Annotated in this window: 15 protein-coding genes and 1 tRNA gene; 7 read left to right on the top strand and 9 right to left on the bottom strand. The window is 74.0% G+C overall.

Features of this window, described 5'->3' with window-relative positions; translation table 11 throughout:
- The first annotated feature begins 49 nt into the window (after positions 1-49).
- Both RHODO2019_RS07765 and RHODO2019_RS07760 read left to right on the top strand, forming a co-directional pair.
- The gene (locus RHODO2019_RS07765; RefSeq protein ID WP_265384393.1) at positions 50-856 is read left to right on the top strand and encodes a class I SAM-dependent methyltransferase; all 807 of its coding nucleotides are present in this window, start codon (positions 50-52) and stop codon (positions 854-856) included.
- Positions 847-1,818: a phytanoyl-CoA dioxygenase family protein gene (locus tag RHODO2019_RS07760; RefSeq protein ID WP_265384392.1), complete on the top strand. Its 972-nt coding sequence runs from the start codon at positions 847-849 to the stop codon at positions 1,816-1,818. The genes RHODO2019_RS07765 and RHODO2019_RS07760 overlap by 10 nt, the downstream gene beginning before the upstream one ends.
- A gap of 74 nt (positions 1,819-1,892) precedes the next feature.
- Here RHODO2019_RS07760 and RHODO2019_RS07755 read toward each other — a convergent pair whose 3' ends face one another.
- From RHODO2019_RS07755 to RHODO2019_RS07730, 6 genes are read right to left on the bottom strand one after another with little or no spacing between them, the layout of a single operon-like run.
- Entirely contained in the window at positions 1,893-3,335 is a 1,443-nt protein-coding gene (locus RHODO2019_RS07755) for an MFS transporter (protein WP_265384391.1), read from the bottom strand.
- A 56-nt stretch (positions 3,336-3,391) separates the two neighbouring features.
- Positions 3,392-4,264, bottom strand: coding sequence for an SCO1664 family protein (locus RHODO2019_RS07750; RefSeq protein WP_265384390.1), 873 nt, complete (start codon positions 4,262-4,264; stop codon positions 3,392-3,394).
- 9 nt (positions 4,265-4,273) lie between these two features.
- Entirely contained in the window at positions 4,274-4,867 is a 594-nt protein-coding gene (locus RHODO2019_RS07745; RefSeq protein ID WP_265384389.1) for a DUF3090 domain-containing protein, read from the bottom strand.
- Between the two features lie 46 nt (positions 4,868-4,913).
- Positions 4,914-5,651: a histidine phosphatase family protein gene (locus tag RHODO2019_RS07740; RefSeq protein ID WP_265384388.1), complete on the bottom strand. Its 738-nt coding sequence runs from the start codon at positions 5,649-5,651 to the stop codon at positions 4,914-4,916.
- Between the two features lie 58 nt (positions 5,652-5,709).
- Positions 5,710-6,549 (bottom strand): undecaprenyl-diphosphate phosphatase, encoded by an 840-nt coding sequence (locus RHODO2019_RS07735; protein ID WP_265384678.1) that lies wholly within the window; start codon positions 6,547-6,549, stop codon positions 5,710-5,712.
- Between the two features lie 5 nt (positions 6,550-6,554).
- Positions 6,555-7,598 (bottom strand): LLM class F420-dependent oxidoreductase, encoded by a 1,044-nt coding sequence (locus RHODO2019_RS07730; protein WP_265384387.1) that lies wholly within the window; start codon positions 7,596-7,598, stop codon positions 6,555-6,557.
- Between the two features lie 154 nt (positions 7,599-7,752).
- Here RHODO2019_RS07730 and RHODO2019_RS07725 point away from each other — a divergent pair, with 154 nt between their 5' ends.
- The gene (locus RHODO2019_RS07725) at positions 7,753-8,667 is read left to right on the top strand and encodes an aldo/keto reductase (protein WP_265384386.1); all 915 of its coding nucleotides are present in this window, start codon (positions 7,753-7,755) and stop codon (positions 8,665-8,667) included.
- Positions 8,668-8,673: 6 nt separating this feature from the next.
- Here the strand turns inward: RHODO2019_RS07725 and RHODO2019_RS07720 are convergent, their stop codons facing one another.
- Positions 8,674-9,015, bottom strand: coding sequence for a hypothetical protein (locus RHODO2019_RS07720; protein ID WP_265384385.1), 342 nt, complete (start codon positions 9,013-9,015; stop codon positions 8,674-8,676).
- 176 nt (positions 9,016-9,191) lie between these two features.
- Between RHODO2019_RS07720 and RHODO2019_RS07715 the strand changes: the two genes are divergently transcribed.
- Genes RHODO2019_RS07715 through RHODO2019_RS07705 form a run of 3 tightly spaced genes read left to right on the top strand, consistent with a single transcriptional unit; the run spans position 9,192 to position 11,566 of the window.
- Positions 9,192-10,214: a YncE family protein gene (locus RHODO2019_RS07715; RefSeq protein WP_265384384.1), complete on the top strand. Its 1,023-nt coding sequence runs from the start codon at positions 9,192-9,194 to the stop codon at positions 10,212-10,214.
- A 54-nt stretch (positions 10,215-10,268) separates the two neighbouring features.
- Entirely contained in the window at positions 10,269-10,496 is a 228-nt protein-coding gene (locus tag RHODO2019_RS07710; RefSeq protein WP_265384383.1) for a DUF5703 family protein, read from the top strand.
- Positions 10,493-11,566: a quinone-dependent dihydroorotate dehydrogenase gene (locus RHODO2019_RS07705; RefSeq protein ID WP_265384382.1), complete on the top strand. Its 1,074-nt coding sequence runs from the start codon at positions 10,493-10,495 to the stop codon at positions 11,564-11,566. The genes RHODO2019_RS07710 and RHODO2019_RS07705 overlap by 4 nt, the downstream gene beginning before the upstream one ends.
- A 53-nt stretch (positions 11,567-11,619) precedes the next feature.
- Here the strand turns inward: RHODO2019_RS07705 and RHODO2019_RS07700 are convergent, their stop codons facing one another.
- Together RHODO2019_RS07700 and RHODO2019_RS07695 are read right to left on the bottom strand one after the other, a co-directional pair.
- Positions 11,620-12,405 carry an SDR family oxidoreductase gene (locus RHODO2019_RS07700; protein ID WP_265384381.1) on the bottom strand — a complete coding sequence of 262 codons (786 nt, stop codon included), beginning with the start codon at positions 12,403-12,405 and terminating at the stop codon, positions 11,620-11,622.
- Positions 12,406-12,424: 19 nt separating this feature from the next.
- Positions 12,425-13,777, bottom strand: coding sequence for a M20/M25/M40 family metallo-hydrolase (locus RHODO2019_RS07695; RefSeq protein WP_265384380.1), 1,353 nt, complete (start codon positions 13,775-13,777; stop codon positions 12,425-12,427).
- A gap of 104 nt (positions 13,778-13,881) precedes the next feature.
- On the opposite strand from RHODO2019_RS07695, the gene RHODO2019_RS07690 reads away from it, so the two are divergent.
- A tRNA-Leu gene (locus RHODO2019_RS07690) sits at positions 13,882-13,967 on the top strand.
- Positions 13,968-14,039 lie beyond the last annotated feature (72 nt).

Raw genomic sequence — 14,039 nt, 5'->3', positions numbered from 1 at the left:
CACGGCAGCACCCACGCTGCATCCCCACCGACCTCTGGAGACGCCTGACGTGCCGTCCGACACCGACACCGCCGCCCGCAGCCTCGAGCACTGGAGCGAGCAGGGCCGGGCCGAGATGGAGGCGTTCTACGCCCTCGCCACCGAGGACTACCACCAGCTCGCGCTGGCCGCGGACTGGCCCGCGCTGCTGCGCGGCCGCAAGACCCTGCTGGACGTGGCCTGCGGCAGCGGCAAGTTCCCCACCGCCCTGCACACCTACGCCGACCTGTCCTCCGAGCCGACCATCGAGTACGACCTGCTCGACCCCTCGGCGTTCTCGGTGACCGAGGCCAAGGCCCAGCTCGTCGCTCCCTTCGTGGCCGGGCGCGAGCTCGTCATCACCCTGCAGGACCTGCCCGCCGAGCTCACCTACGACGTGGTGTGGGCGACCCACGCGCTCTACGCCCTGCCACCGGCCGAGCTCGGTGTGGCCGCGGAGCGCTTCGTCGCCGCCATCGCCCCGGGGGGGTTCGGGTTCGTCGCGCAGGCGAGCTCGACGTCGCACTACCTGGCCTTCTACGACGCTTACCGCGCCGGCATCCCCGAGGCGGCCGACGTCGCCCCGTTCACCACGGGTGAACAGGTGCGCGACGCGCTGGTCGCGGCCGGGGCCGACGTCCGCGAGGAGCGGGTGCGGTACACGACCTCGACGTCGGACCGTGCGGTGGCGCAGGGCTTCCTGCAGCGCTGCGCGTTCGACGACACGGTGAGCCTCGAGCAGATGGAGGCGGCACCGGTGCTCGGGCAGTACCTGGCCGAGTGCGAGAACGACGGGACCTGGACCTTCGAGCACGAGGCGGTGCTGCTGTGGCTGTGACGAACGAGAAGCTTCCCGAGGCCAACCGGGAGGGTGGGATCGACGCCCCCTGGGCGGGCGACGACCAGCAGTGGTGGGACTGGTACGTCACCCTGGCGGCCAACCCGGAGGCGGCCGGCCCGCTGGTGGACGGACCCGGCCTGCCGGACGTCGCCCCGGCCACCGACGACGAGCTCGCGGCCTTCCTGGCCGAGCCGTACGTGGTTCCGGTCGAGGCGGTGCAGTCGTTCTCCCGCAACGCCTTCGTCAAGCTGCCGGGGGTGCTGAGCCCGCCGGTGGTGCGGCGGTTGGCCGAGCGGCTGCAGGAGCTGCTGGTGGCTCAGCACGGCACGGACACGGCGGGGCGCTTCCTGGCGCTGGAGCAGATGTGGCTGCACGACGACCTCATGCGGCAGGTGGCCACGTCGTCGCGGATCGGCGGTGCGGCCGCGTCGCTGCTCGGCGAGGACGGGGTGCGGATCTACCACGACAACGCCCTGAGCAAGGAGCCCGCGTGCGGGCGCACCCCGTGGCACCACGACGACGAGCACTTCCCGCTGGACTCCCACCAGGTGCTCACGGCGTGGATGCCGATGTCCGCGATCCCCGCGGAGATGGGCCCGCTGAGCTTCGCCCACGGGACCGAGCTGCGGGAGGTGCTGGCGGACCTGGACTTCGACAAGGTCGGCACCACCTACGACGTGGCGGTGTCCCAGCGGTTCGGCACGTCGGGGGTGGAGGTGACCGACTCGCCCTACGCCGTCGGCGAGGTCAGCTTCCACTCCTCGCTGTGCTTCCACACCGCGGGTCCCAACCGGACCACGCAGCCGCGCCGGGCGCTGGCGACGACGTACTTCGCCGACGGCACGCGCGTGATCGCGTCTCCGACGATGGTCAGCGGCACGTGGCAGGAGTTCCTGCCGGACACCGCGCCCGGTGCGCTCGCGCAGAGCGCGCTGAACCCGGTGGTGGGCCGCTCCTGAGCTCCCGCGCAGGCTGCGGGCCGTTCGCGCCCACGGGGTTCCGCCCCTGCGCTGGTGGCCCGCACCCTGCGCGCTCAGGCGGGGTCGGGGTGCGGCGCCGGCCCGGTGAGCCCGCCGTGCGGCATCCGGTCCACCGGCACCTCGGGCCCGGTGGGCGGGGTGCGCACGAGGGCCGCCGCGACCACGGCCCCCGCGGCGAGCAGTGATGCGCCGACCACCATCGCACGGCGGAACCCCGGGTCGAACGCGCCCGCGCTGGTGTAGGCGTCCCCGGTGAGCCCGACGAGCACCGGCAGCGCCGCCACGGCGAGCAGCCCGGCGGTGCGGGCCACGGCGTTGTTCACCCCGGACGCCGTCCCCACCAGGTGTCCGGGGGCGGCCCCGAGCACGGTCGCCGTGAGCGGGGCCACGAGGGCGCTGAGCCCGAGCCCGAACACCGCCACCGCCGGGAGCACGTCCGGCAGGTAGCGCGCACCGGGGCCGACCCTGAGCATGAGCAGCAACCCGACCCCGGCGACCAGCGGGCCGACGGTCATGGGCAGCCGGGGTCCGATCCGCTGCGCCAGCGCACCGGCGCGCGCGGAGAGCACCAGCATGAGCAGCGTGACCGGCAGCGCGGAGGCGCCGGCCGCGAGCGGCGAGAAGCCGGCCACCACCTGCAGCTGGAGCACGAGCAGGAAGAACACCGTGCTGATGGCGGCGTAGACCACGAGCGTCACGAGGTTGGCGGCAACGAACAGGCGCGAGCTGAACAGCTCCAGCGGCACGAGGGGGTGCGAGGACCGCCGCTCGACCAGCAGGAACACCGCCAGCACTCCCGCCCCCGCCAGGCCTGTCGGCCACGAGCCGCCGATGAAGCCGTAGGTGACCCCCGCCAGGCCCACTGCGGCCAGCGCGGCCCCGGTGACGTCCAGCGCGGGGGTGGGTCCGGTGTCCCGGCTCTCCGGGACGTGCCGCAGCGCCACCCACACCACCACGGCGACGACCGGCAGGTTCACCAGGAACACCGCACGCCAGCTCACCTGCTCCACCAGCCAACCACCCACGAAGGGCCCGGCCGCCCCGGCGACGCCTCCGAGCCCGGACCACGCACCCACCGCGGCGCCCCGGTCGCGGGGGTCGAAGCTGGCGGAGATGAGGGCGAGGCTGCCCGGGGTGAGCAGGGCCCCGCCGACGCCCTGCAGAGCCCTCGCCGCCACCAGGGTCTGCACGTCCTGCGCCAGCCCGCACAGCAGGGAGGCGGCCGCGAACCAGACGGCCCCGGTCACGAACACCTTGCGCCGGCCGTACCGGTCCCCCAGCGATCCGCCGAGCAGGATCAGCGCGGCCAGGGTGAGGGTGTAGCCGTTGAGCGTCCACTGCAGCCCGCCGAACCCGGTACCGAGGTCACGACCGATGGTCTCCAGGGCGACGTTGACCACGGTCGCGTCGAGCATGGCCACCCCGGAGCCGAGGATGGTCGCCAGGAGGACCCATCGGCCGGGCGCGGTCCCCATCCGGACGCCCGTCCCGGTCACGGGGAGAGCCGCGCGGGGCGCCCACGGCCGCGACCCGGCGCGCTCACGGCCGGCCCTCAGAAGGCCGGCCAGGGGATCATCCGGTCCCCTCGTGGCCCGGGCATGGTCGGCTTGGCCAGCAGGCCCCGCACCCGGCGCTGCAGCGCGTCCACCTCGCGCACGGTCAGGTGCTCGTGCATCTCCTCGCCCAGTGCTCCCTCGAGCTCGGCGGCGAGGCGGCTGAGCACCTCGGTGGCCTCGTCCCCGATCGGTTCGCCCGTCCAGCCCCACAGCACCGTGCGCAGCTTGTTCTCCGCGTGCAGCGCGATCCCGTGGTCCACGCCGTACACGCGCCCGTCGAGGCCGTGCAGCACGTGCCCACCCTTGCGGTCGGCGTTGTTGATGACGCAGTCCAGCACGGCCATCCGGCGCAGCCGCGCGTCGTCGGCGTGGGCGAGCACCACGACGTCCCCGCCGTAGTCGTGGGCGCGCAGCACCGGGCGCCAGCCGTCCGGCACCGCCTCGGGTGCGCAGAGGTCGATGAGCTCGTAGCTCTCGTCCTCGACGTCGAGGTCCGGCACCTCCTCACCGTTGAGGTCCGAGACGGTGGCACCCGGGGTCTCGATGAACTGCTGCACCATGCCGCTGCCGTAGGGACCGCTGCGCAGCACCGTCGGCGGGATCACGCCCCAGCCGGTGGCGGCCGAGACCAGGTAGGACCCGACCTCGCGGCCGGCGAGCGTGCCGTCGGGGAAGTCCCACAAGGGCTGCTCGCCGCGCACGGGCTTGTAGACGCAGGTGCCGGTGGTGCCGTCCAGCTCCACCGTGCACAGCAGCGTGGCGTTGGAGGCCGCCACGATCCGGCCGGTGATGTCGAGGCTGCCGTGGCGCAGCAGCTCGAGGACCTCGGGCGCTGGGGGTGGGGTGGCGGAGGGCAGGGGTGCGGCCACCGGCGCCCGTCAGCTCTCGTCCGGCGCGGCCGCGGACGGGGAGATGCCCACCCCACGCCGGTAGCCGTTGGTGCGGATGCAGACGTGCCCGGCCGGGTCGAGCGCCTCGCCGCACAGCGGGCAGGGCAGCCGGCCGGCCGAGATGACCCGTCCGGACCGGGCCGCGAACTCACGAGCCTGCTCCGGGGACAGGAACACCCTCACGGCGTCGGGTCCCTCGTCGGTGTCGTCGAGCACGACCGACTCGTCGACCTCACCCTCGGTGGCCGCCAGGAGCTCCACCACGACCGCACCGGCCTCGGAGTCCCACCCCAGGCCCATCGTGCCCACCCGGAACTCCTCCTCGACGGGGGTGGTCAGCGGGTGCAGGTCGCCGACGTCCTCGGTCTCCTCGGGGATGTCGGCCCCGAAGCGGCGGGCGACCTCCTCGAGGAGGGCACCGATCCGCTCGGACAGCACCTGCACCTGCTGCTTCTCCAGCAGGACGCTGACGACGCGAGCCTCCTGGACGGCCTGCAGGTAGAAGGCGCGCTCGCCGGGCTGGCCGACGGTGCCGGCGATGAACCGGTCGGGGGTGCGGAAGACGTGGATCACTCGTGACATGGTGCCTCCGAGGTTAGGCGAGAACGGGGTGTTCGGCAGCGGTGGCTCACGCCCCCGCGCCACCACCGATCACGGCGTCGGACGAGGCGGGCTCGGCTGCTGCAACGGTGCCGTCGGCGGTCTTCTTCCGGCTGGCCCGCCTCTTCTTCGGCGGGGGCGGTACCAGGCTGGACAGATCGCCCCCGGTGTCGTTGGTGCGCAGGACGAACGGGCGGGTGGGGGTGTACCGGACGACGCTCACCGAGCACGGGTCCGCGACGATGCGCTGGAACCCGTCCAGGTGCGTGCCCAGGGCATCGGCGAGGATCGACTTGATCACGTCCCCGTGGCTGCAGGCCACCCAGAGGACGTCGTGGCCGTGCTCGGCGAGCAGTCGCGCATCGTGCTCGCGCACCGCGGCCACCGCCCGGCTCTGCACCTGGGCCAGACCCTCCCCGTCGGGGAACACGGCGGCCGAGGGGTGCTGCTGCACCACCGACCACAACGGCTCCTTGAGCAGGTCCTTGATCGCCTTGCCCGTCCAGCTGCCGTAGTCGACCTCCGCCAGCCGGTCCTCGGTGCGGGGGGTGAGTCCGCGGGCGGCGGCCAGGGGGCCCACCGTCTGCTGGCAGCGGGTCAGCGGAGAGGCGACGATGTCCGCCACGGGCAGCGCCGCCAGCCGCGCGACGATCGCCTCGGCCTGACCGCGCCCCTTCTCGTCGAGCTCGACACCCTCGGCGCGACCGGCCAGCACCCCCGCGGTGTTCGCGGTGGAGCGGCCGTGGCGGAGCAGCAGGACGGTCATGCGGACAAGCCTATGGGTCGGCCCGCGATCAGGTCGCCGTCGGGCGGGGAGCCCGCGATCAGGTGGCCGTCAGGCCGGTGGTGGCCAGCAGCACCAGCACGATGACGCCGAGCACGATGCGGTAGTAGACGAAGACGTAGATGGTGTGGCTCACCACGTACCGCAGCAGCCAGGCGATCGAGGCGTAGCCGACGACGAGCGCCAGCACGGTCGCCACGAGCAGCTGCAGCCCGCTGGCCTGCAGGTTCGCGGTCGCCAGATCGGCCGGGTGGATGGCGTCGGGCAGGCTGAACAGCCCGGAGGCCAGCACCGCGGGGATGGCCAGCAGGAACGAGTAGCGGGCGGCGGCCTCACGGGTCAGCCCCAGGAAGAGACCGGCCGAGATGGTGCCGCCGGACCGGGACACGCCCGGGATCAGCGCCAGGGCCTGCGCGAGTCCCATCACCACGCCGTCCGTGAGCGTGAGCTCCTCGATCGGCCGCCGCTGCCGGCCGTACTTCTCGGCCGCGGCCAGCACCAGCGCGAACACGATCAGGGTGACGCCGATGACCACGAGGTTGCGGGCGCCCGAACGGATCTGGTCCTTGAACGCCAGCCCGAGCACGCCGACGGGGATGGTGCCGATGATGACGTACCAGCCCATGCGGTAGTCGAACCCGCGGGCCGAGCTGTCCCGCAGCCCGCGGAACCAGGCCGAGATGATGCGGACGATGTCGCGCCAGAAGTAGACGAGGACGGCGGCCTCGGTGCCGAGCTGGGTGACGGCGGTGAACGAGGCACCCGCGTCACCACCGAAGAACACCCCGGAGACGATCCGCAGGTGGGCCGAGGACGAGATGGGCAGGAACTCGGTCAGCCCCTGCACGAGCCCGAGGACGAGGGCCTGGAACCAGGTCATGTCCATCAGGCGCCCACCCCGGCGAGGTCCAGGGCCTCGGCGCCGGCCCGCAGCGCGGCGACGCCGTCGACCCCCGGCATGACGGAGATCGTGAGGGTGGTGACCCCGGCCGCGGCGAGTCCCTGCATGCGCTCGGCGATGCGGGGCACGGGCCCCAGCAGCGCGGTGGCGTCGATGAACTCCAGGGGCACCGCGGCCATGGCGGCGTCGTAGCGACGCGCCAGGTACTCCTCCTGGACGGTGGCCGCGGCGTCGCCGAAGCCCATCCGGACGGCCTGGTTGTTGTAGAAGTTCTTCTCCCGGCTGCCCATCCCCCCGACGTAGAGGGCGGAGTACGGGCGCACGGAGTCAGCGCAGGTCTGCCAGTCCTGGCCCGGCACCAGCGGCGCGGTGGGCACGACGTCGAAGCCGGTGAGGTCCTTGCCGACCTTCGCCCGCCCGGCGCCGATCAGCGCGAGCTGCTCGCCCAGCCCGTCCGGGGTGACGAACAGCCCGAGCCAGCCGTCGGCGATCTCGCCGGTGAGCTCGAGGTTCTTGGGACCGATGGAGGCGAGGTACACCGGCAGGTCCGGTCGCGCGCCGTGCACGGTCAGCTGCAGGGCCTTGCCGGGTCCGTCGGGCAGCGGCAGCACGTAGTGCTCCCCGGAGAAGCGGACCTTCTCCCGGCTCAGCGCCTGCCGGACCACCTGCACGTACTCGCGGGTCCGCCCGAGCGGCTTGTCGAAGCGCACCCCGTGCCAGCCCTCGGAGACCTGCGGCCCCGAGACGCCGAGGCCGAGCCGGAAGCGGCCCCCGCTCAGGGTGTCCAGCGTGGCCGCCGTCATCGCGGTCATGGCGGGCGTGCGCGCCGGAATCTGCAGGATGGCACTGCCGATGTCGATGGTCGACGTCTGCGCCGCCACCCACGACAGCACGGTGGGCACGTCCGACCCGTAGGCCTCCGCCGCCCACACCACCGCGTAGCCGAGGCGCTCGGCCTCGATCGCCAGCTCGAGGTTGGCCGCGTCGTTGCCGGCTCCCCAGTACCCCATGTTCAGTCCGAGTCTCACGGCGGCGGACGCTACCGGTCCCGGCACCCCCGCAGGGCCAGCGCGGCCGGAAGAGCCTGAGAGCGCCCTCATCGCGGCGAGCCTGCACGCCGGCGAGAGTGCCGCGGCCTAGGCTCCCGTCCTCGTGGAACAGCGAAGCGCCGACCGACCGCCCGTGGCCCAGCGCGTCGTCGGTGCGGGGGGGCTGCGGGTCTCGCGCACCGGCCTGGGCACCTTCACCTGGGGGCGCGACACCGACGCGGACGAGGCTGCGGCGCAGCTCGTCGCCTTCGTGGACGCCGGAGGCACGCTGGTCGACACCTCGCCGGTGTACACGGAGGGGGCAGCGCAGTCGGTGCTCGCCGGGCTCGTGGGCGACCTGGTTCCCCGCTCGGCGCTCGTGCTGTCCAGCACGTCGGGCTCGGTGCTGGACTGCTCCCGGACCACGATGCTCGCCCAGCTCGACGCCACCCTCGCCGAGCTGGGCACCGACCACCTCGACCTGTGGCAGGTGGGGGGGTTCGACCCGCGGACGCCCGTGGCGGAGGTCGCCGCCACCCTCGACGCCGCCGTCCGCAGCGGGCGGACCCGGTACGTGGGCCTGCGGGAGCACACCGGCTGGCAGGTGGCCACGGTCGCCGCCGCCGTCCCCCCGGGCTCGCTGGTCGCCGTGCAGGCGGAGCACTCGCTGCTCGAGCGTGGCGCCGAGGAGGAGCTCCTGCCCGCCGCGGTGCACCACGGGATGGGGCTGCTGGCGGCCGTGCCGCTGGCGCGCGGCGTGCTCACCGGCAAGTACCGCACCGGTACCCCGGCCGACTCGCGTGGCGCCAGCCCGCACCTGGCCGCGGCACTGGAGGGGCACCGCACCGCGCACGCCAACCGGGTGGTGGAGGCGGTCGTCACCGCCGCCGACGGGTTGGGCACGTCCCCGCTCGCCGTGGCCCTGGCGTGGGTGCGCGACCGACCCGGCGTGGCGAGCGCGATCGTCGGTGGCCGCGACGCCGCGCAGCTCACCGGGGTGCTGGCCGTCGAGTCCCTCACCCTCCCGGCCGCGATCCGGGCGGCCCTGGACGACGTCAGCTCGACCTGAGCGCGCCTACCAGCCGTCCATCACCGAGCCGAGGCGGCTGAGGAAGGTGCGGACGGTGGTCTCCACCCCGCCGCCGTCGGTGGGCTCCGCCTCGGCGACGAGGTCGCGGACCAGGGCCAGCAGCCCGCGCTCGTCGGTGAGGTCGACGTCGGTGACGGAGCGCTGCGCCGTGGCCTCCACGTCCTCCGGCAGCGGAAAGACCTCCGCGGCGTCGACCTTGTAGATCTCGACGACCGCGAGGTTGCTGCGGACGCGGAAGGCGAACTCCCGGCCGTCGCCCACGTGGCCGAACCCGTGTGCGTGCGCGCCGGTGGTGAGCTCGGAGAGCTCGAAGACGGGTGGGCTCACTGGTGTACTCCTCTCGTCCCCGAAGGACGGCTGATCCGTCACGGTATCCCGGCGCCACCGGTACCCGCCGGAGGACGAGGTGCCCCGGCTCACAGCGGTCCGGGCGGTCGTCCCCCGGACGGTCGGGGATGCTGGTGCGGGGAGCGGGTGTCTGCCGGGGTCGACGAGAGGGCGTGGTGACGGTGCTGGTCCGGTCGGCGGTGACGGGGTCGGTGGTGGCCGCGCTGCTGCTGGCCGGCTGCTCCTCCGGGGGTTCGAGCGGCGGGGCGTCCACGCTGGACACGATCCCCGCGGCCCAGCCGGCGACGTCCCCGCAGCAGACGGGTGCGCTGCCCGGCACCACCACCACGGTGGGGTCCCCGCTCACCGCCACGGTGGTCGACCGGAGCACCCGCACCCTGGTGCTCGCGGCGACCGGACCCGACAGGCTGGTGCTGCTGGACCTGGACGACCTGTCGCGCGCCGCCCGGAGCGTGCCCCTGCCCGCCCCGGCCACCCAGGTGGAGCTGGCCGGGGACGGGGGCAGCGTCCTGGTGGCGCTGCCCGGAGCGGTCGCCCGGGTCGACACCACCTCCGGTGCCCTCACCTCCACGGCGGTGGACGGCGACGTCACGGCGGTGCTGCAGCTGTCGGACGGCCGGGTGGCGGCGGGCCTGGGCTCCGGGACGACCGTGCTGCTGGGGCCCGACGGCACGGTGCAGGCCACCGTCGGTGGACTCGCCGGGGTGGACGACCTCGTGGAGGCTGCGGGCGCGGTGGTGGCCGTGGACCGCCAGCAGACCGCGGCAGCCGTTCTCGACCTCGGGTCCGACAGCCTGGGCGTGGCGCTGCGGGCCGGGGAGGGTGCCACCAACGCCGTGGCCGACCGGTACGGGCGGGTGCTCGTGGTGGACACCACGGGCGGGGAGCTCATCGCCCTCGGGGCGGACCCGCTGCTGATGAGGCAGCGCTACCCGGTCCCCGGTTCGCCCTACGGCATCGCCTACGACCCGACGACGGACCTGGCCTGGGTGACCCTGACGGCCACGAACCAGGTGGTCGGCTACGACGTGCGGGGTGGCGAACCCGTGGAGCGCTACCGCTTCGACACGGTCGCGCAGCCGAACTCGGTGGCCGTGGACCCCGCCGACGGCGTAGTGCTGGTCAGCTCGGCCACCGGTGCCGGGGTGCAGCGGATAGTGCCCGGGGCGCGAGGATGACGAGTCCTGAGCCCGGGACGACCCGGTGAGCAGCCAGGCGAGAGAGGGCACCCGATGAGCAGGCTCCCCGGGCCGCGACCGTTCGACGGCGACGACTGGGAGTACCACCCCCTGCGGCTTCCGCCGGACGTCTCCCGGCTGACCGCCTCGGTGCAGCTGGCCATCCAGGCCGAGTACGGCGGGTGGGAGCTGTCCCGGGTGCGGCTGTACGCCGACGGGACGCGGCGGGTGGTGCTCCGTCGCCGGCGGACCGGCCGCACCCTGCCCGGTCCCGCCACGTGAGCCCGTACGCGCTGCTGTTCCGGTGGGTGTTCACCCGGCTGGACCCGGAACGGGCACACCACCTGGGCTTCACGCTCATCCGTCTCGCCGGCCGCACCGCCCCGCTGCGGTGGGGGCTGACCCGGCTGCTCGGCGTCCGGGACCCCGTGCTGCGCACCCGGGTGCTCGGTGTGGACCACGCCGGGCCGCTGGGGCTGGCCGCGGGGTTCGACAAGGACGCCACCGGGGTCGACGCCTGGAGCGCGCTGGGGTTCGGGCACGTGGAGGTGGGCACCGTCACCGCCCAGGCGCAGCCGGGCAACCCCGCTCCGCGGATGTTCCGGCTGCCGGCCGACCGCGCGCTGCTCAACCGCATGGGGTTCAACAACCAGGGCGCCGGCGCGGCCGCGGACCGGTTGCGCCGCAGGCGGTCCGCGATCCCCGTGGCGGTGAACATCGGCAAGACCAAGGTGGTGGCGGCGGAGGACGCGCCGGCCGACTACGTGGCCGGTGCCCGGCTGCTCGCCCCGCTGGCCGACTGGGTGGTGGTGAACGTCAGCTCGCCCAACACCCCGGGGCTGCGCGACCTGCAGGCCGTGGCGTCGCTGCGGCCCCTGCTCTCGGCAGTCCTCGCGGTGGTGGACGTGCCGGTGCTGGTGAAGATCGCGCCGGACCTCTCCGACGAGGACGTCGACGCCGTGGCCGACCTCGCCGTGGAGCTGGGGCTCGCTGGGATCGTCGCGACGAACACGACGGTGTCCCGGGCGGGCCTGGCGACTCCCCCGGCCGTGGTGGAGGCGGCCGGGGCCGGTGGCGTGTCTGGGGCCCCGGTCGCAGCGCGCTCGGTGGAGGTGCTGCGCCGGCTGCGGGCCCGGGTGGGCGACGGGCTCGTCCTGGTGTCCGTGGGCGGCATCGAGACCGCGGACGACGCCTGGGAGCGCATCACGGCGGGCGCGAGCCTGGTGCAGGGGTACACGGCGTTCGTCTACCGCGGACCGTTCTGGGCGCGCTCGGTGCACCGGGGGCTGGCGCGCCGGGTGCGCGCCGGGGGATTCGCCTCGGTGGCGGATGCGGTGGGCAGCGCGGTCTGACGGCGGGCACGCCGACCGTCGGGCTGCCCACCGTCAGACCGCGACCCCAGGGCTCAGGGGTGCAGGGCGCCCGCGGGGGGCGCCTGGGAGGTCACCCCGGCGCGCGGACCGGGTACTCCCCGGAAGCGGAAGGGCTCGCTCTCGCGGCCGGGCTGGATGAACCAGCACTCCGCCGTGCCCTCCCCGGCCAGCACCAGCTCCAGGGCGTCCACCACGTCCTCGGTGGTGAGCAGCGGGAACGAGGCCGCCACGAAGGCGTCCCGGTGGTCAGCGATGAGCGGGGTGTCGGCGAACCCGGGGCACAGCGCGTTGACCCGGATCCCCTCTCCCGCCAGCTGTGCTCCCACGGCCTTCACGTACCCGACCACCGCGTGCTTGGTCAGCGTGTAGACGGGGTCGTCCGGGATGGCCACGAGCCCGGCCAGCGAGGCCGTCGCCACGATCTGTCCACCCCCGGCCCGGCGCAGGGCCGGCACCGCCGCGCACGTCCCGTAGACCACGGCGTCGAGGTTCACCCCCACGACGGCCCGGTAGCGGGCGAGGTCGAGGGCGTCGTCGCTGGCCAGCTGACCTCCCACGGTCCCGGCGTTGAGGAACGCGACGTCGAGGCGACCGAAGCGTTCCTCGGTCTCGAACACGGCGCGGGTGGAGGTGTCCGGGTCGGTGACGTCGCCGACGATCGCGAAGCCGTCGACCTCCTCGGCGACGGCGGAGACCGACTCCGTGTGCCGGTCCAGCAGGGCCACCCGTGCGCCGCCGGCGGCCAGGCGGCGGGCGGCGGCCGCGCCGAAGCCCGAGCCCCCGCCGGTGATGAGGACGACCTTGTCCTGGTAGCTCACGTGTTCCCTTTCGTTGCGCTCAGCAGTGGCGGAGGAAGTGGTCGAGCACGCGGGTGCCGAAGCGCAAGGATTCCACGGGTACCCGCTCGTCCACCCCGTGGAACAGGGCGGCGAAGTCGAGCTCGGGAGGCAGGCGCAGCGGCGCGAAGCCGAAGCAGCGGACACCGAGCTTGGCGAAGGCCTTCGCGTCGGTGCCGCCGGAGAGCATGTACGGCACCGTGCGCCCGTCGGGGTCGTGCGCCAGCACCGCGTCGTTCATGGCGTCCACCAGATCGCCGTCGAACGTGGTCTCGTAGGCCTCGAGCTGGGTGACCCACTCGCGCTCGACGTCGGGGCCGAGGAGCTCGTCGACCTCGCGCTCGAACGCGGCCTGGCGCCCGGGCAGCACGCGGCAGTCGACCACGGCCTCCGCGGTCTGCGGGATGACGTTGGCCTTGTAGCCGGCGGTGAGCATGGTCGGGTTCGCGGTGTCCCGGAGGGTGGCGCCGACGATGCGGCTGATGCTGCCGAGCTTCTCCAGCGTGCCGTCGATGTCCGGGGACTCCGGGTCGAAGGTCAGCCCGGTCTCCTCGCTGACCGCGGCCAGGAACTGCGTCACCGACTCGGTCATGACCAGCGGGAACGTGTGCGTGCCGAGCCGGGCGACGGCCGCGGCCAGCATGGTGACGGCGTTGTCGGGGTGCAGGAAGGACCCGTGGCCGGCGCGGGCGCGGGCCCGCAGCCGCATCCAGGCGATGCCCTTCTCCGCGGTCTCCACCAGGTACAGGCGGACGTCGGTGCCGTCCGGACGGCCGACGGTCAGCGAGAACCCGCCCACCTCGCCCACGGCCTCGGTGATGCCCTCGAACAGGTCCGGGCGGTGCTCCACGAGCCAGTGCGAGCCCCAGGTGCCGCCGGCCTCCTCGTCGGCCAGGAACGCGAAGACGATGTCGCGCGGCGGGACGACGCCCTCGGCCTTGAACTGCCGGGCGACGGCCAGGGTCATCCCGACCATGTCCTTCATGTCCACCGCCCCGCGGCCCCACAGGTACCCGTCCTCCACCGCGCCGGAGAACGGGTGCACCGACCAGTCGGCGGGCTCGGCCGGCACCACGTCCAGGTGCCCGTGCACCAGAAGGGCCCCGCGCGTGCTGTCCGCACCCTCCAGGCGGCAGAAGACGTTGGCCCGCCCGGGCATGCCGGACTCCACCAGCGTGGTCTGGTAGCCGACCTCCTCGAGCTGGCGGACCACCCACTCGGCGGCCTCCTGCTCCCCCACCAGCGTCGCCGGGTCCCCGGTGTTGGTGGAGTCGATCCTGATCAGCTGGCTGGTCAGCTCGACCACCTCGAGCTCGGCGCGGGACTCGCTGACGGTCTCTGCTTCTTCGGCCACCCCGTGTTCCTACCACCCCCGTCCGACGGTCCCGGGGCCGGTTTGGGTGGGGTGGGTCGATCGGTTAACCTCATGCGGCGCACGGGCCCACGGGCCGGTGCTCGGTCCGAGTGGCGGAATGGCAGACGCGCTAGCTTGAGGTGCTAGTGCCCTATTAACGGGCGTGGGGGTTCAAGTCCCCCCTCGGACACCCTGAGATGACACGAACTGGCAGGTCAGCGACCTGCCGCGATCGGCGCGGATCGGCGGTCAACCGCAGCTG

It is taken from the genome of Rhodococcus antarcticus (assembly GCF_026153295.1).
Taxonomy (GTDB): domain Bacteria; phylum Actinomycetota; class Actinomycetes; order Mycobacteriales; family Mycobacteriaceae; genus Rhodococcus_D; species Rhodococcus_D antarcticus.
Note: the sequence above shows the minus strand (reverse complement) of the source record. Positions and strands in the feature narration are given on the sequence as shown.